The following is a 17,241-nucleotide window of genomic DNA, read 5'->3' as shown; positions in this document are numbered from 1 at the left end:
ATGAACCATAAAAAAGCCCCGCATACAATGCGAGGCTTCAAGTTCTTAGCTAAGAGTAACGATTTAGATTAAAACTCTTCGTTCTCTTCTTCATTTTCGACTTCTTTCTCATCAAGAACAGCAGGAGTCAGTAGTAGTTCACGAAGTTTAGTATCTAGCTCTAGAGCGATCTCTGGGTTTTCACGTAGGAACTTACAAGAGTTCGATTTACCTTGACCGATCTTATCGCCTTTGTAGCTGTACCAAGCGCCTGCTTTATCAACTAGCTTGTTCTTAACACCTAGATCAATCAGCTCACCTTCGCGGTTAAAGCCCTGGCCGTATAGGATTTGAGTTTCAGCTTGTTTAAACGGTGCTGCAATCTTGTTCTTAACAACCTTAATGCGCGTTTCGTTACCAACGATCTCGTCACCTTCTTTGATAGAACCAGTACGACGAATATCAAGACGAACCGATGCGTAGAACTTAAGTGCGTTACCACCCGTTGTTGTTTCTGGGTTACCAAACATTACACCAATCTTCATACGGATTTGGTTAATGAAGATACACATACAGTTAGACTGCTTAAGGTTACCAGTCAGCTTACGCATTGCCTGAGAAAGCATACGAGCTTGAAGACCCATGTGGCTGTCGCCCATTTCGCCTTCGATTTCAGCTTTTGGTGTTAGTGCTGCTACTGAATCGACAACCAATACGTCGATAGCACCAGAACGCGCTAGAGCATCACAAATTTCTAGAGCTTGTTCACCAGTATCCGGTTGAGAAACAAGAAGTGCATCGATATCAACACCAAGCTTTTGAGCGTAAATAGGGTCTAGTGCGTGCTCAGCATCAACGAAAGCACAGGTTTTACCTACTTTTTGTGCTGCAGCAATCAGCTCAAGTGTTAGCGTTGTTTTACCTGAAGATTCTGGACCGTAGATTTCAACGATACGACCCATCGGTAGACCACCAGCACCTAGTGCGATATCTAGAGATAGAGAACCAGTAGAAATTGTTTCTACATCCATTGTACGGTTATCACCAAGACGCATGATAGAACCTTTACCAAATTGTTTTTCAATCTGACCAAGGGCTGCGGCTAACGCTTTTTGTTTATTCTCGTCCATTACTATCTCCAGGTAATCGGTTGTCGTGAAACAAGCGATTTAGAATCTATTTCTAACCCACATAGGGGTGACTAATTGGCCTTTATTATACTGTTTATTCATACAGCGTCCACACCTGTATGAAAATAATTTGTACGAATGTTACTTGTCTTCCATTGATAGGTAATCATAAATAACTTGCAGAGCATGGTGGGTGGCTTGTTGGCGTACTTGTGATCTGTCACCGGCAAATACATGCGTTTCCACTTTATTCCAACCGTTTAGCGCCTTCCAAGCAAAGCATACCGTACCAACGGGCTTCTCTTCAGTACCGCCGCCAGGACCTGCAATACCACTAATTGACACCGCAATGGTTCCGTTCGAATGCTCTAGCGCACCTTCAGCCATTTCTATAACGACAGGTTCACTGACCGCACCAAATTCCACTAAGGTTGTTAGCTGCACGCCAATCATCTCTTGCTTTGCTTCATTACTATATGTGACAAAAGCTCGGTCAAACCAAGCAGAGCTGCCAGCGATATCCGTTACCGCACTAGCTACACCTCCACCAGTACAAGATTCGGCGGTCACCAACACCTGATTGTGCTCTACAAGCAACAGTCCGAGTTTTTCACTAAGATCTTGAGTCATCTGTATTGTCAGCTTCCCTTTATTTACCATTAGAACATTTGGATGCGCATCTTTTCGCTTCAGCCGCTTTTCGCACGAAACGCTTTCACGTATCCTAAGCCGCAATAGAAATAAACGAAAGAAGTTAACTGTGAAAGCCGATCAAAAACATACTCCCATGATGCAGCAGTACCTAAAACTGAAGGCAGAAAACCCAGAAATTCTGCTGTTCTACCGCATGGGCGATTTCTACGAGCTTTTCTACGATGACGCAAAAAAAGCGTCTCAACTCCTCGATATTTCACTGACTAAACGCGGCTCTTCAAATGGCGAGCCAATCCCAATGGCCGGCGTCCCATACCATGCCGTTGAGGGGTACCTAGCAAAGTTAGTGCAACTTGGTGAATCCGTAGCAATTTGTGAACAGATTGGTAATCCAGCACTTTCAAAAGGTCCTGTCGAACGAGCGGTAGTACGTATCGTGACACCGGGTACCGTAACCGATGAAGCACTGCTTTCTGAACGCGTCGACAACTTAATCGCCGCTATTTACCATCACAACGGCAAGTTTGGTTACGCGACGTTAGACATTACCTCTGGCCGATTCCAACTGTGTGAACCAGAAACCGAAGAAGCAATGGCAGCAGAACTGCAGAGAACCTCTCCGCGAGAGTTGTTGTTCCCTGAAGATTTCGAACCCGTTGAATTAATGGCAAGCCGCACAGGCAATCGTCGTCGTCCAATATGGGAATTTGAATTAGATACCGCTAAGCAGCAGTTGAACCAACAGTTTGGCACTCGTGACCTTGTTGGTTTTGGCGTTGAAGGCGTGAAACTTGGCTTGTGTGCAGCCGGCTGCCTTATTCAATATGTAAAAGATACCCAACGTACTGCGCTACCGCATATTCGTTCACTGACAATGGACAAGCAAGATCACTCGGTGATCCTTGATGCTGCGACTCGCCGCAACCTGGAGATCACGCAAAGTCTTGGCGGTGGCACCGACAACACTCTTGCTGAAGTGTTGGATCACACTGCAACCGCTATGGGTAGCCGTATGCTCAAGCGTTGGTTACATCAACCAATGCGCAATATCTCGGCTCTTAACCAACGCCTAGACGCGATTGGTGAAATGAAAGATTTGGCGCTATTCACTGAGCTGCAGCCAACACTAAAACAGATTGGTGATATTGAGCGTATCTTAGCTCGATTAGCACTTCGTTCTGCTCGCCCACGCGACATGGCGCGACTTCGTCAAGCGATGGACTACCTACCAGAACTTGCAGAAACGCTAACCCAACTTAAGCATCCATACCTAACTCAACTTGCTCAATATGCTTCTCCTTTGGATGAAGTATCAGAGCTACTAGAGCGCGCCATCAAAGAGAACCCACCTGTGGTTATCCGCGACGGTGGTGTAATCGCTGAAGGCTACAATGCCGAATTAGACGAATGGCGTAACCTAGCTGCTGGTGCAACTGAATTCCTTGATCAATTAGAGCAAGAAGAGCGTGAGCGCCATGGTATCGACACACTTAAGGTTGGCTACAACAACGTACACGGTTTCTTTATTCAGGTAAGCCGCGGGCAAAGCCACCTTGTGCCGCCACACTATGTACGTCGTCAAACACTTAAGAACGCTGAGCGCTACATTATTCCTGAGCTAAAAGAGCACGAAGACAAAGTTCTAAACTCTAAGTCGAAGGCTCTGGCTATCGAGAAGCAATTATGGGAAGAGCTGTTTGATTTGCTACTGCCACATTTAGAGCGACTACAAAACATCGCCTCTTCTGTATCTCAGCTTGATGTCTTACAGAACTTAGCCGAGCGTGCAGACACACTCGATTATTGTCGTCCGACCATGACTGAATCTGCTGGCGTCCAAATCCAAGCAGGCCGTCACCCTGTGGTTGAGCAAGTGATGGATGAACCATTCATTGCTAACCCAATTGACCTTAACGACAAGCGGAAAATGCTGATCATTACAGGTCCAAACATGGGTGGTAAATCGACTTACATGCGCCAGACAGCACTTATCGCGCTAATGGCACATATCGGTTGTTATGTTCCAGCAGAAAGTGCAACTATTGGCTCTATCGACCGCATCTTTACTCGAATTGGCGCATCGGACGATCTAGCGTCTGGTCGCTCAACCTTCATGGTTGAGATGACAGAGACTGCTAACATCCTGCATAACGCAACACCAAACAGCTTGGTGCTGATGGATGAAATCGGTCGTGGTACCAGTACTTACGATGGTCTATCTCTAGCTTGGGCAAGTGCAGAATGGCTAGCGAATCAAATCAATGCGATGACACTGTTTGCGACGCACTACTTTGAGCTAACCGAACTACCAAACCAGATTCCAACACTGGCCAACGTTCACTTAGACGCAGTAGAGCACGGTGACAGCATCGCCTTCATGCATGCAGTTCAAGAAGGTGCTGCAAGTAAGTCTTACGGCCTAGCGGTTGCAGGATTAGCTGGTGTACCAAAAGCCGTGATCAAGAACGCTCGTGCGAAACTGACACAACTTGAAGCGTTGAGCATTGAGTCTCCTACATCGAAGCCGAGCGGCGTTGATATTGCGAACCAACTGAGCCTTATCCCGGAACCAAGCGAAGTAGAGCAAGCATTAGCGAACGTGAATCCTGATGATCTGACGCCACGCCAAGCACTGGAAGAGTTGTACCGCTTGAAGAAACTACTCTAATCAAAGGCAAGTATCTTTAACCTCGATAAAAAACGCTGACATTGAGTCAGCGTTTTTTTTGATGCGATATCAATGGATATCGTTTAGTCGTTTTCAACGTTGAACAGGTTTTCCATGTTCAAACCTTGCTTGATAAGGATCTCACGTAGACGACGAAGACCTTCAACTTGGATTTGACGAACGCGTTCACGAGTTAGGCTGATTTCACGACCAACTTCTTCTAGCGTAGACGGTTCATAGCCTAGTAGGCCAAATCGACGTGCAAGCACCTCTTTCTGCTTAGGATTCAGCTCATCAAGCCAGAAGATCAGTGAGTTTTTGATATCGCTATCTTGAGTCGAAACCTCAGGATCTGAGTTGTTCACATCTGGAATAATGTCCAGTAGTGCTTTCTCACCATCACCACCAATTGGCGTATCGACCGAACTCACCCTTTCGTTTAGACGAAGCATCTTACTTACGTCACCAACAGGTTTATCAAGCTTAGAAGCAATCTCTTCCGCTGTTGGTTCATGGTCAAGTTTCTGTGATAGTTCTCTTGCAGTACGCAGGTAGATGTTCAGCTCTTTCACAACATGAATTGGCAAACGTATAGTGCGAGTCTGATTCATCAAAGCACGCTCGATGGTCTGACGAATCCACCATGTTGCGTAGGTAGAAAAACGGAAGCCACGCTCTGGGTCAAATTTCTCTACAGCGCGAATCAAACCTAGGTTGCCTTCTTCGATTAGATCAAGAAGTGCTAGACCACGGTTGCTATAACGGCGAGAAATTTTAACTACCAAACGCAGGTTACTTTCGATCATGCGTTTTCTTGCTGCTTCATCACCGCGTAGAGCTCGACGTGCGTAGAGCACCTCTTCTTCTGCGGTTAGTAATGGTGAGAAACCGATTTCGCCTAGATACAGTTGCGTCGCATCTAAACTCTTGGAAGTAACTTCTGTTTCTTCTTTAACTTCGGCTTTCTTAGTGGCAGTTCGCTTCTCTTGTTCAAGTGTTTCCGGTTCCGTGGTTACCTGGTCAAGATCGAACTCTTCTTTGATTACTGCATTGCTTATACTCATAACGCCTCCCCCTGGCGAAATTAGCATGACATTACAACTTCATATGTCGCTAAATGACTATGTCACTCAATACAATACGTGATTAGTGGGTATTGTATTTAAGGTAAATATCGTTTTGGATTGACGGATTTACCTTGGTAACGAATCTCAAAGTGCAGCCTAACACTGCTGGCTCCGGAGCTTCCCATTGTTGCAATCTTCTGCCCTGGTTTCACACTTTGCCCTTCAGATACTAATAGTCGGTCGTTGTGCGCGTATGCACTTAAGTAATTATCATTGTGCTTCACAATCACTAGATTGCCGTAGCCTCGTAATGCATTCCCCGAATAAACAACCGTTCCCCCTGCAGTAGATACTATTGGCTGACCTCGCTGTCCTGCTATGTCTATGCCTTTATTTCCTTGTTCGCCTACAGAGAAATTCTTAATTACTCTCCCCTTTGTTGGCCATAACCACTTGGATACTTTATCACTTGTTGGTTTGGTGGATGCTGTAACATTCTGTTTACCTTTAGACCCAACATACTCCTTTGATTTAGATTGTTCAACCTTCTTTGGTGGATCTTTTTTCGCCACTTTGGCTGTAGTTTGAGCTGGCGCAGGTTTAGAGTTTTTGCTCTGTTGCGGGGTAGCTTTAGGTTTACTTGCCGTCGATGATGCTATGGACGCGGCAACAGGAGCTGCAACTGCTGCGGCTACAACCGTTGATTTACCATAGGCTGGCGCGTTATAGCTAGGACGCCACAACTTAAGCTTCTGCCCTGGGTGGATGGTATAAGGAGCCGCAAGTTTGTTATAGCTAATCAGGTCTTGCACATCTTTATTGGTGACATACGCGATGAAATAAAGCGTATCGCCTTTTTTCACTTCGTAGTAACTGCCACGATAGCTACCGCGATCAATCGATGAGTAGTTTTTACTTAGGCTTGAAACTGGCGCAGGGGAATTCGCTGCACACCCAACAAGTGCACAGCTAAGCAGTAAGGAGCTTCCTTTTAACAACTTCGAACGCATCGACTCTCTATCCACCTACACCAAAGTCTTATATTAAGCTAGCTCACCAGGAACCAGAGGTACAAATCGCACCATCTCGATGACTCTTGATAAAAACTCATCACCATGACGCACGATCTTCAATAACTGTTGTTCGTCATCACCAACCGGAATCAATAGACGACCGCCATCTTTCAGCTGTTTCAAAAGTGCTTGAGGAATCGACTCTGCAGCAGCGGTTACGATGATCGCATCAAAAGGCCCTTTAGAAGACCAACCTTGCCAACCATCACCATGTTTGGTTGAAATATTATAAAAATCGAGCTGCTTTAGCCGACGCTTAGCGTCCCATTGTAGCGACTTTATCCTTTCAACCGAATAAACATGATCAACAAGTTGAGCTAAAACAGCAGTTTGGTAGCCAGAACCAGTTCCGATTTCCAAAACTCGGCTATCTTGTTGTAGCTCAAGTAACTCTGTCATTTTAGCAACAATATACGGCTGTGAGATGGTCTGCCCTTGCCCGATAGGCAGTGCATTATTGTCATAAGCCTGATGATACATAGCCTGAGACAAAAAACTCTCTCTTGGAAGTTGGTAAATCGCATCCAGTACTTTTTGGTCTCGGATGCCATTTTCAATCAGAAAAGTAATTAAGCGTTCTGCTTGTGGGTTACTCACTTACTTCTCCCCTAACCATGTTGTCATAGCGCCTAAAGATTCATGTGCTGTCAGATCGACCTGCAATGGCGTTACCGATACAAAGCCATGCTCAATCGCATAGAAATCGGTACCTTCGCCTGCATCTTGCTCTTTACCTGGAGGACCAAGCCAATAAATATCATGACCACGAGGGTCTTTTTGCTTGATCATATCTTCGGCATGATGACGTGCGCCAAGTCGAGTAACCTGAGTCCCTGATAGATCTTCTAAAGGAAGATCCGGCACATTGACGTTTAACAGGCGGTTGGTTGGGAGTGGTTTTGCTAAATGGTGTTCGACAATACGACGAGCAATCACTGCCGCTGTCTTAAAATGTTTTTTACCAACCAGAGAAAATGCCACCGATTGAACACCTATAAAGTGTCCTTCCATTGCTGCTGCGACTGTACCTGAGTACAATACGTCATCACCCAGATTTGCACCATGGTTAATGCCCGTTAATACTAGGTCAGGCATATCGTCCTTTAACAGTTCATTTAATGCGAAGTGCACACAATCGGTCGGTGTTCCCTGTACCGAATAGGTATTTTCAGCAATCTCTTGAACACGTAAAGGCTGTTCTAAAGTTAATGAATTTGAAGCGCCTGAACGATTACGGTCAGGGGCTACAATGATAACTTCAGCAAGATCACGTAGTTCATCTGCTAGCTCATGAACACCTTGAGCATGCACACCATCATCGTTGCTGAGTAAAATCTTCATTCTGTATCCTTTCTTCATATTCCAGTGCTAAGTGACTTAAATAACGATACTAAGTCACTTAGTGCCAAGCAGAGTCATTACTGCTCGTAGCTTCTCTCTACGTGTACTTCTTCGACTAATTCACGAACGATAGCTGTTGCAAAGCAGCCAGCATCAAGAGAGAACTTCAGAGTGACATTATCTTCACTCACTTCCCACGTTAGATCAGTAGGTTTCAGAGACGCTTCACGGCGGTCATGGCGCATACGGTTACCACGAATCAGAGCCATCAGATCCGGTTCAGCATCAAGGTGTTTCTGCTCTAAAGCTTGAGACTCATCAGTCGTTGGCAAAGCGTTATCACCGGCCAAAGCAACCGTCACCAATGCAGTACCATTCGCAATATCTTGGCTTACAGCTTCAAGGTTGTCAGCCGTCACCGTTAGTTGAGCGCCATCTTTAACAACGATATCGCCAACCAATACCGATGCAAACACATCTTGTTCAATACGGTCAGAAAGGATTAGGTTGTAAATCCATGAACGAGCAGCCGAGAGGTACAAGCTACGTTTGTTCTGATTACGAGTACGAACATTATCACGGCCCCAACGACGAGCTTCAGACAAGTTATTACCTTCGTTACCAAAACGCTGAGCACCAAAGTAGTTTGGTACACCCACTTGAGCGACTTTTTCTAAACGTTTTACGACATCATCGCAGTCTGTTACTTCAGACAAGGTCAACTCGAATTGGTTGCCAATTAAATCACCCGGACGCAACTTTTTGTTGTGTCGCGCTGTCGCAAGAATTTCGATGCTTGGGTACTGTGCTAAGAACGCTGAAAAGTCAGGCTCACCTTTAGGTAGGTGTACACTCAACCACTGCTCGGTCACTGCGTGACGGTCTTTCAAGCCAGCCCAACTTACGTCTTTCGACTTAACGCCACAGGCTTTAGCCAACTCATTGGCTACGAAACTCGTGTTTTCACCTGTTTTACGAATGCGCACCATTAAGTGTTCGCCTTCACCCGTAAACTCAAAACCCAACTCTTCGATAACGACAAAGTGTTCAGCTTTCGCTTTTAGTTTTGCTTTCGTAGTTGGTTTACCGTTTAGATAAGCCAATGAAGATAAAATATCTGACATGCTGTTCTTTTCGTGTTGGTGCTTATGCACTTTTGGTAATTAGGACCACCGCTTCACATGCGATGCCCTCTTTGCGACCCGTAAAGCCTAAACGCTCTGTTGTCGTTGCTTTTACGTTCACATTGCTGATGCTGGTTTCTAAATCTTGTGCAATGGCTTGGCACATAGAGTTTATATGAGGCGCCATTTTAGGCGCTTGCGCCATGATAGTAATATCGGCATTGCCAATCACATAGCCTTGCTCTTTTACTCGGCGGTACACGTCTTTCAATAGCTCACGGCTATCCGCGCCTTTCCACTCATCGTCAGTATCAGGGAAATGACGACCGATATCACCTGCGGCGATCGCACCTAATAGCGCGTCACACAAGGCATGAAGGGCAACATCACCGTCTGAGTGTGCGATAAGACCTTGTTCATAGGGAATGCTCACACCACCGATAATTACCGGGCCTTCACCACCAAACTTATGTACATCAAAGCCATGGCCAATACGAATCATCATTATTCCTTATTCTGACTTAAATAGAACTCAGCGAGCGCTAAATCTTCAGGCTGAGTAATCTTAAAATTATCTGAACGCCCGGCGACTAAAGCGGGCGAGAAGCCTTTCCATTCAAAAGCAGAGGCTTCATCGGTAATCGAAACGCCTTGTTGCAGCGCTTCGCTCAATACATTCCACAGAGGTTCAGCTCTGAACATTTGTGGTGTGAGGGCGTGCCACAAATCGGCTCGCTCGACAGTATGATCAATTTGCCCTTGGGCGCCTCGCTTCATCGTATCTCGCACTGGGGCCGCTAAGATTGCCCCAACATCATGGCTCATCGCCGTCAAGATTAACTTGTCGATATCACTTGGCTGAACACAAGGTCTTGCTGCGTCATGCACCATCACCCAATCACCGAGCTGTTGCTTCTCGATATAATCTAAAGCAGAAAGAACGGAATCCGCCCTTTCACTTCCACCTGCAACTCGAGTCACTTGCGGATTCTTAGTCAGGGGTAGCTCTGGGTAGAATGGATCATCATCACTGATTGCGACGACAATTTGAGAGACTTGTTGGTGAGCGAGTAGCTTCTCAACGGTATGCTCTAAAATCGTTTTACCATTGATCTTAAGATATTGCTTCGGACGGTCAGCCTTCATTCGGCTTCCCACACCCGCGGCTGGGACAACGGCAATCACGCTTTGAGATTGAGTCAACATTAATGGTATTCCTCACCAATGATGCGATAAAACGTTTCGCCTTCTTTAACCATGCCAAGCTCATGACGTGCGCGTTCTTCTATCGCGTCTAAGCCTTGGCGTAGGTCTTCGATTTCCGCAAACATCTCAGCGTTTCGAACTTTTAATTTTTCGTTAACTTGCTGCTGAACTTGGATTTCATTGTTCACACCGTAGTAATCAGAGATACCATTTTTACCGAGCCACAGTGTGTGTTGTAGCCAGCCAAACACTATGAGCAGTACTAAAGCAAAAATTCGCATAACACCTTTCGTCGGTTGAAAAAGAAGGAACTAGAATAAGGCACATATATACCATAATGAGCTTATTGGTGCGAGATATGTGGTGTCAGGGAATCAATAAGTCGAGGAATTATTGTCGTTAGGAACCAGTGATGAGATTCCCGACTCCCTCCTCCGTTGGTCTCGGGAATGACGAACTTGATATGTAACAGGAGGAACTCTAGAGCCTGGAGCTTTTTCCCGCCACTTTCTACAAACAAAAAAATGCCCCGCATTAGCGAGGCATACAAAGCTTAGATTAACAATTCCTTTGGTTTAAAAACCAGAGAGATTATTGACCTTTAACTTCTTTAAGACCGTTGTAAGGAGCTTTAGAACCTAGAGCTTCTTCGATACGGATTAGTTGGTTGTACTTAGCAACACGGTCAGAACGGCTCATAGAACCAGTCTTGATTTGACCTGCAGCAGTACCTACCGCTAGGTCAGCGATAGTTGCGTCTTCAGTTTCGCCAGAACGGTGAGAAATTACAGCTGTGTAACCTGCGTCTTTAGCCATCTTGATTGCAGCTAGAGTCTCAGTTAGAGAACCGATTTGGTTGAACTTGATAAGGATAGAGTTGGCTACGCCTTTCTCGATACCTTCAGCAAGAATCTTAGTATTAGTAACGAATAGATCGTCACCTACTAGTTGAAGCTTGTCACCTAGCAGTTCAGTTTGGTGCTTGAAGCCAGCCCAATCTGACTCGTCTAGACCATCTTCGATAGATACGATTGGGAATTGGTTAGCTAGCTCAGCTAGGTAGTGGTTGAACTCTTCAGAAGAGAAAGTCTTACCTTCGCCTTTCATGTTGTAGATGCCAGCTTCTTTGTCGAAGAACTCAGATGCAGCACAGTCCATAGCTAGAGTAACATCTTTGCCTAGTTCGTAACCAGCAGCTGCAACAGCTTCTGCGATAACTTCTAGAGCTTCAGCGTTAGACTTAAGGTTAGGAGCGAAACCACCTTCATCACCAACTGCAGTGCTGTAGCCTTTAGACTTAAGAACTTTAGCTAGGTTGTGGAATACTTCAGCACCGATACGTAGACCTTCTTTAAGAGTCTTAGCACCAACTGGTTGGATCATGAACTCTTGGATGTCAACGTTGTTATCAGCGTGCTCACCACCGTTGATGATGTTCATCATTGGTAGAGGCATAGAGAACTGACCAGCAGTACCGTTTAGCTCAGCAATGTGCTCGTATAGAGGCATGCCTTTAGCTGCAGCAGCAGCTTTAGCGTTCGCTAGAGAAACAGCTAGGATAGCGTTCGCGCCGAACTGAGATTTGTTCTCAGTACCGTCAAGGTCGATCATGATTTGGTCAACGTCAGCTTGAGCTTTAGCGTCTTTACCAACTAGAGCTTCAGAGATTGGACCGTTTACAGCTTCAATTGCTTTAAGAACACCTTTACCTAGGAAACGGGATTTGTCGCCGTCACGTAGCTCAAGAGCTTCGCGAGAACCAGTAGATGCTCCAGATGGAGCAGCAGCCATACCTACGAAACCGCCTTCTAGGTGTACTTCAGCTTCTACAGTTGGGTTACCACGTGAATCGATGATTTCACGACCTAGAACTTTAACGATCTTAGACATTGAATGTTTCCTTCTCGTTGAATATATAAATGTCAAATTTAAAGGTAGCAGCACAACTTACGCTGCTACCTGTATTCCTTTTACTTCTCTAACTCGCCGCGCTGGAACTCACCAGCTGCTTTAACGAAGCCTGCAAACAATGGGTGACCATCGCGAGGTGTTGAAGTGAACTCTGGGTGGAATTGAGCTGCAACGAACCATGGGTGGTTCGGGTTCTCAATAACCTCAACCAGTTTCTTATCCGCAGATAGACCCGATACTTTTAGGCCCGCTTTTTCAATTTGCGGACGAAGATTGTTGTTCACTTCGTAACGGTGACGGTGACGTTCATGGATCGTCGCGCTACCGTATAGTTCGTAAGCTTTCGTACCTTTCGCTAGATGACAAAGCTGTGAACCTAGACGCATTGTGCCGCCTAGATCCGATGTCTCTGTACGTTCTTCAACTTTACCTTCGCCGTCTACCCACTCAGTAATTAGGCCAACAACTGGGTATTTAGTTTCAGAACAGAACTCAGAAGAGTGTGCGCCTTCCATTTTCGCAACATTTCGAGCGTACTCGATAAGTGCTACTTGCATGCCTAGACAGATACCTAGGTACGGTACTTTGTTTTCACGTGCGTATTGAGCAGCAAGAATCTTGCCTTCAACACCACGGTCACCGAAGCCACCTGGTACTAGAATTGCGTCTAAGCCTTCTAGAATTTCTACGCCACGAGACTCAACATCTTGTGAATCTACGTATTTAATATTAACGCTTAGGCGGTTTTTCAAGCCTGCGTGTTTTAGCGCTTCATTTACTGATTTGTATGCGTCAGGTAGTTCAATGTACTTACCAACCATACCAATCGTCACTTCACCCGTTGGGTTAGCTTCTTCGTAAATTACTTGTTCCCACTCAGACAGATCTGCTTCTGGGGCTGTAATGCCGAAACGCTTACATACAAGATCATCAGTGCCTTGAGCTTTAATAAGCTGAGGGATCTTGTAGATAGAGTCAACATCGCGCATAGAAATAACTGCATTTTCTTGCACATTACAGAACAGAGCAATTTTCTTACGCTCATTCGAAGGAATGTTGCGGTCAGAACGACAAACTAGGATGTCAGGCTGAATACCAATAGACAGTAGCTCTTTTACAGAGTGCTGAGTCGGCTTAGTTTTCACTTCGCCCGCCGCTGCTAGGTAAGGTACTAGCGTTAGGTGCATGAACATTGCACGCTCACGGCCTAGTTCTACTGCTAGCTGACGAATCGCTTCCATGAATGGTAGAGATTCGATATCACCAACCGTACCACCAACTTCAACGATCGCGATATCGTGGCCTTCAGCGCCAGAAATAACACGCTCTTTGATAGAATTAGTGATGTGTGGGATAACCTGAATAGTTGCACCTAGGTAATCACCGCGACGCTCTTTTGCTAGTACGTCTGAGTAAACACGACCTGCAGTGAAATTGTTACGCTTAGTCATTTTGGTGCGAATGAATCGCTCGTAGTGACCAAGGTCAAGGTCTGTTTCAGCGCCATCTTCCGTAACGAACACTTCACCATGCTGAGTCGGGCTCATAGTGCCTGGATCAACGTTGATGTAAGGGTCAAGCTTCATCATAGTCACTTTAAGACCACGAGCTTCTAAAATAGCCGCAAGAGATGCTGCAGCAATACCTTTACCTAGAGAGGATACAACCCCGCCAGTAACAAAAATGTAATTTGTCGTCATGTTTAACCTGAAATTGGTTGAATGAGGGAAATGGACTACTTCTGGACGGGATGAAAATATACCAGAAGCCCCTTATCGCCACAACGTGAAATCTATCACACTGCTATTTTTTATTTTTTGCTTCAAATCAATTCATGATAAAAGCTTTGGTTATCTTTTCTCCGCTACTTTTACCTCATCCCACATGGAATCAAGCTGTTGTAGTGAAAAATCGGTCAAACTTTTATCTTGTTGACGCACTTTTTCTTCCACCCCTTTAAAGCGACGTGAAAACTTCAAGTTGGCCTTATTGAGCGCCGATTCTGGGTTTTTGCCTAAATGCCGCACCAAATTGACCGTTGCGAACAGCAAATCACCCAACTCTTCTTCAACTAAATCTTCGTTTGGTGTCACTTGAAGCGCCTCTTCCAGTACCTCATCCACTTCCTCTATTACCTTGTTGGCAACTGGGCCAATTGAGTCCCAATCGAAGCCATATTTCGCTACCTGCTTTTGAATCTTTGTAGCACGTGAAAGCGCAGGTAGAGAGTTTGGTATTGAGTCTAGAATACTTTCTTGAGTTTTGCCTGCTTGTGCCTTTTCTTTCGCTTTTTCCGCTTCCCAGTTCGCATTGATTTCTTCGTCGCTAGCAAACTCGGCATCCGAAAACACATGAGGGTGACGGCGTGTTAGCTTCTCATTGATGCCATCAACCACATCAGAAAACTCAAACAGCCCCTGCTCTTTCGCCAACTGGCTGTAAAAAATCACCTGAAACAATAAATCGCCAAGCTCTTCTTGCAGATTCGACCAGTCTTTGTTGTGGATCGCATCCACGACCTCATAGGTTTCTTCAATGGTATACGGAACAATTGTTTCAAAATTTTGTTTTAAATCCCAAGGACAGCCACCTTCAGGATCGCGCAGCTTAGTCATGATCTGTTCAAGTTGTTCAATCGGGTGATTCATCATTGTCTTCCTATTACTGTCTTTGATTTTTAAATTTATAACGTCTTCTAAAACTAAAAAAGGTGAGCAGCCAAAACCACTCACCTTTATCTTTATTCGTCATCCCCAAGAGTGAAGAATGAGTGAGTTGGTGATCTCAAACCGCTTGGCGAGATTCCCTATCACGTTCGTCCCGCACTGTAAGGAATGACGAGAATGATACTAAGTATCATCCCAGTCTCTTGACGCTCATTACATCTTTAATTTGTTCGACTCGGCTCGTCACTCGACTCAGAATCTCAATATTAGTCACTTCCAAGTCGAAGTCCATTACCGATAGCTGACGTTTGTAGTCGATACGGCTCTTCATTGTCGTCACGCTGATCTTCTCGTTCGAGAACAGTGAGGTGATGTCTTTTAGCAAGCCATTACGCTCTAGTGCTTCAACACGCAGCGTTAGGATGTAAGAACCGACAAAGCCATTACCCCAAACTGTATCAATGATACGTTCTGGTGCGTGCAGGCTTAGTTCACTCAACTGTTCACAGTCAGCACGGTGAACCGAGATACCACGACCTTGAGTGATGTAACCTTTAATCACATCACCAGGAATCGGCTGACAACAGCGAGCAAGGTGCGTCATTAGATTATCAACGCCTTCTACTACCACTGCGTCTTTCTTAGGACGGCTCTGCTGTGCTGGCTTACTTTCCGACTCAAGCAGCTTCTCTAGCGCTTTCTTGTCTTCTTCTTCCGCCGTTGGCTTGTTGACTAAAGCATTGATGTGATTAACCACTTGGTTAATACGTAAGTCGCCACTACCAATGCCTGCATAAAGCTCATCTGGCGTATTCACGTTAAAGCGTCTTAGTGCGTATTGATCAGCATCTTTTAGGGTTGCGCCTACTTTCGCTAGCTCAACTTCCAGGATGTCACGACCCGCTTCTAGGTTTTTCTCACGGCTCTGCGCGCGGAACCAAGCGTTAATCTTTGCTCGAGCACGACCAGAGTGAACAAAACCTGTAGTTGGGTTTAGCCAGTCACGAGATGGGTTCGGCTCTTTCTGCGTGATGATCTCAACTTGGTCGCCCATCGATAGTTTATGAGTGAACGGTACGATACGGCCAGCTACTTTGGCACCGATACAGCGGTGTCCGACCATCGAGTGGATGTGGTAAGCGAAATCCAACGGGGTTGCGCCCATCGGTAAGTCGACCACATCACCCCGTGGAGTAAATGCGTATACACGGTCATCGAAGACTTGGCTACGCACTTCATCCAGCATCTCGCCAGAGTCCGACATCTCTTCTTGCCAGTCGATAAGTTTACGCAGCCAAGTGATTTTCTCATCGTAGCCACTACGACCACCAGAAGAGCCTTCTTTATACTTCCAGTGCGCCGCAACGCCGAGCTCTGAGTCTTCGTGCATCTGCTTAGTACGGATCTGAATCTCAATAGTCTTGCCTTCAGGACCAAGGACTACGGTATGAATCGACTGGTAACCATTTGGCTTAGGGTTCGCCACGTAGTCATCAAATTCGCTCGGTAGGTGTTTGTATTTGGTGTGTACTACCCCAAGACCAGCGTAGCAGTCTTGTAGCTGGTCAGCGATGATACGTACCGCTCGCACGTCAAAAAGCTCATCAAAGGCCAAGCCTTTCTTCTGCATTTTGCGCCAGATACTGTAGATGTGTTTTGGTCGACCACTCACTTCAGCATTGATATTTGAACGCTGCATTTCTGCAGTTAAGTCATCAACGAAGTCTGTGATGTATTGTTCGCGAACGATACGGCGCTCAGACAACTGTTTGGCAATTTGCTTATAAGTGTCTGGCTGTTGGTAGCGGAAGGCGTAATCTTCGATTTCCCACTTAAGTTGACCGATACCTAAACGGTTGGCCAGTGGTGCGTAGATGTTAGAACACTCTTTTGCTGCCGATCGGCGCACTGCATCAGGGGCCTTTTTCACCTCGATGAGGTTACAAATTCGCTCTGCAAGTTTGATAACTACGCAGCGGAAGTCGTCAACCATGGCCAATAGCATGCGTCGAACGTTATCGACTTGACCCGAGGCAGCACTGCCTTCAAGGGTTACGTTTAGCTGGCCCAAGGCCGCCATTTCTTCAACGCCATCAATCAGCTTAACAATTTCTTTGCCGTAGCTTTCTTCGAAGGCTTCGCGCTCAAACACGCCACTTGATACCACTGGGAAGAGTTGTGCAGCGACTAATGTTGCACGATCCATCGACAGCGTGACCAAGATTTCAATCATCTCACGTCCACGCCATAGCAAGAGTGATGCTTGCTCGTGATCTTTTAATAGCTCTTCACAGTGACGATAAACTTTGTTCAGTTTATTCGAGGTTTTTACATCTTGCTTTAATGACGCAATCCAACTTTCTAGCTCAAACTGTTCGCTTGGGTTTAAATGTGCGCTTCGTACCGCAACCATCGTGCCTTC

The 17,241-nt window shown here is 45.8% G+C and carries 15 protein-coding genes; 1 reads left to right on the top strand and 14 read right to left on the bottom strand.

Annotated elements, in window-relative coordinates:
• Positions 1 to 68: 68 nt before the first annotated feature.
• Both recA and pncC read right to left on the bottom strand, forming a co-directional pair.
• Positions 69 to 1,115, bottom strand: coding sequence for a recombinase RecA (gene recA, locus ACTRWI_RS14115; RefSeq protein WP_499132248.1), 1,047 nt, complete (start codon positions 1,113 to 1,115; stop codon positions 69 to 71).
• Between the two features lie 135 nt (positions 1,116 to 1,250).
• A complete protein-coding gene (gene pncC / locus ACTRWI_RS14110; RefSeq protein ID WP_499132245.1) occupies positions 1,251 to 1,739 on the bottom strand; it encodes a nicotinamide-nucleotide amidase in 489 nt (162 codons plus the stop codon).
• A gap of 157 nt (positions 1,740 to 1,896) precedes the next feature.
• On the opposite strand from pncC, the gene mutS reads away from it, so the two are divergent.
• The gene (gene mutS / locus ACTRWI_RS14105; protein ID WP_499132247.1) at positions 1,897 to 4,431 is read left to right on the top strand and encodes a DNA mismatch repair protein MutS; all 2,535 of its coding nucleotides are present in this window, start codon (positions 1,897 to 1,899) and stop codon (positions 4,429 to 4,431) included.
• A gap of 83 nt (positions 4,432 to 4,514) precedes the next feature.
• Here mutS and rpoS read toward each other — a convergent pair whose 3' ends face one another.
• The 12 genes from rpoS to relA all read right to left on the bottom strand — a co-directional run bounded on the left by rpoS (position 4,515) and on the right by relA (position 17,232).
• Entirely contained in the window at positions 4,515 to 5,495 is a 981-nt protein-coding gene (gene rpoS, locus ACTRWI_RS14100) for an RNA polymerase sigma factor RpoS (protein WP_434566244.1), read from the bottom strand.
• A gap of 98 nt (positions 5,496 to 5,593) precedes the next feature.
• Positions 5,594 to 6,508: a murein hydrolase activator NlpD gene (gene nlpD / locus ACTRWI_RS14095; protein WP_499132244.1), complete on the bottom strand. Its 915-nt coding sequence runs from the start codon at positions 6,506 to 6,508 to the stop codon at positions 5,594 to 5,596.
• Between the two features lie 33 nt (positions 6,509 to 6,541).
• Positions 6,542 to 7,168, bottom strand: a complete 627-nt coding sequence (locus ACTRWI_RS14090; protein WP_499132242.1) for a protein-L-isoaspartate(D-aspartate) O-methyltransferase — start codon at positions 7,166 to 7,168, stop codon at positions 6,542 to 6,544.
• Positions 7,169 to 7,912 (bottom strand): 5'/3'-nucleotidase SurE, encoded by a 744-nt coding sequence (gene surE / locus ACTRWI_RS14085; protein ID WP_499132240.1) that lies wholly within the window; start codon positions 7,910 to 7,912, stop codon positions 7,169 to 7,171.
• Between the two features lie 77 nt (positions 7,913 to 7,989).
• On the bottom strand, positions 7,990 to 9,036 hold the full coding sequence (truD, locus tag ACTRWI_RS14080; RefSeq protein ID WP_499132238.1) for a tRNA pseudouridine(13) synthase TruD: 1,047 nt from the start codon (positions 9,034 to 9,036) through the stop codon (positions 7,990 to 7,992).
• Positions 9,037 to 9,058: 22 nt separating this feature from the next.
• The gene (gene ispF, locus ACTRWI_RS14075) at positions 9,059 to 9,541 is read right to left on the bottom strand and encodes a 2-C-methyl-D-erythritol 2,4-cyclodiphosphate synthase (RefSeq protein ID WP_499132236.1); all 483 of its coding nucleotides are present in this window, start codon (positions 9,539 to 9,541) and stop codon (positions 9,059 to 9,061) included.
• The gene (gene ispD / locus ACTRWI_RS14070; protein WP_499132234.1) at positions 9,541 to 10,242 is read right to left on the bottom strand and encodes a 2-C-methyl-D-erythritol 4-phosphate cytidylyltransferase; all 702 of its coding nucleotides are present in this window, start codon (positions 10,240 to 10,242) and stop codon (positions 9,541 to 9,543) included. The genes ispF and ispD overlap by 1 nt, the downstream gene beginning before the upstream one ends.
• Entirely contained in the window at positions 10,242 to 10,523 is a 282-nt protein-coding gene (gene ftsB / locus ACTRWI_RS14065) for a cell division protein FtsB (protein WP_499132232.1), read from the bottom strand. Before ftsB ends, ispD begins: the two co-directional genes overlap by 1 nt.
• A gap of 310 nt (positions 10,524 to 10,833) precedes the next feature.
• Positions 10,834 to 12,132 (bottom strand): phosphopyruvate hydratase, encoded by a 1,299-nt coding sequence (eno, locus tag ACTRWI_RS14060; RefSeq protein WP_499132230.1) that lies wholly within the window; start codon positions 12,130 to 12,132, stop codon positions 10,834 to 10,836.
• Positions 12,133 to 12,212: 80 nt separating this feature from the next.
• The gene (gene pyrG / locus ACTRWI_RS14055; RefSeq protein WP_063524391.1) at positions 12,213 to 13,853 is read right to left on the bottom strand and encodes a CTP synthase; all 1,641 of its coding nucleotides are present in this window, start codon (positions 13,851 to 13,853) and stop codon (positions 12,213 to 12,215) included.
• A 150-nt stretch (positions 13,854 to 14,003) separates the two neighbouring features.
• Complete coding sequence (gene mazG, locus ACTRWI_RS14050; protein ID WP_499132228.1) at positions 14,004 to 14,804, bottom strand: nucleoside triphosphate pyrophosphohydrolase; 801 nt, start codon at positions 14,802 to 14,804, stop codon at positions 14,004 to 14,006.
• Between the two features lie 205 nt (positions 14,805 to 15,009).
• Positions 15,010 to 17,232, bottom strand: coding sequence for a GTP diphosphokinase (relA, locus tag ACTRWI_RS14045; RefSeq protein ID WP_499132227.1), 2,223 nt, complete (start codon positions 17,230 to 17,232; stop codon positions 15,010 to 15,012).
• Positions 17,233 to 17,241 lie beyond the last annotated feature (9 nt).

The sequence above is a fragment of the Pseudoalteromonas sp. G5_S1_14_S5 genome (assembly GCF_054968605.1).
Note: the sequence above shows the minus strand (reverse complement) of the source record. Positions and strands in the feature narration are given on the sequence as shown.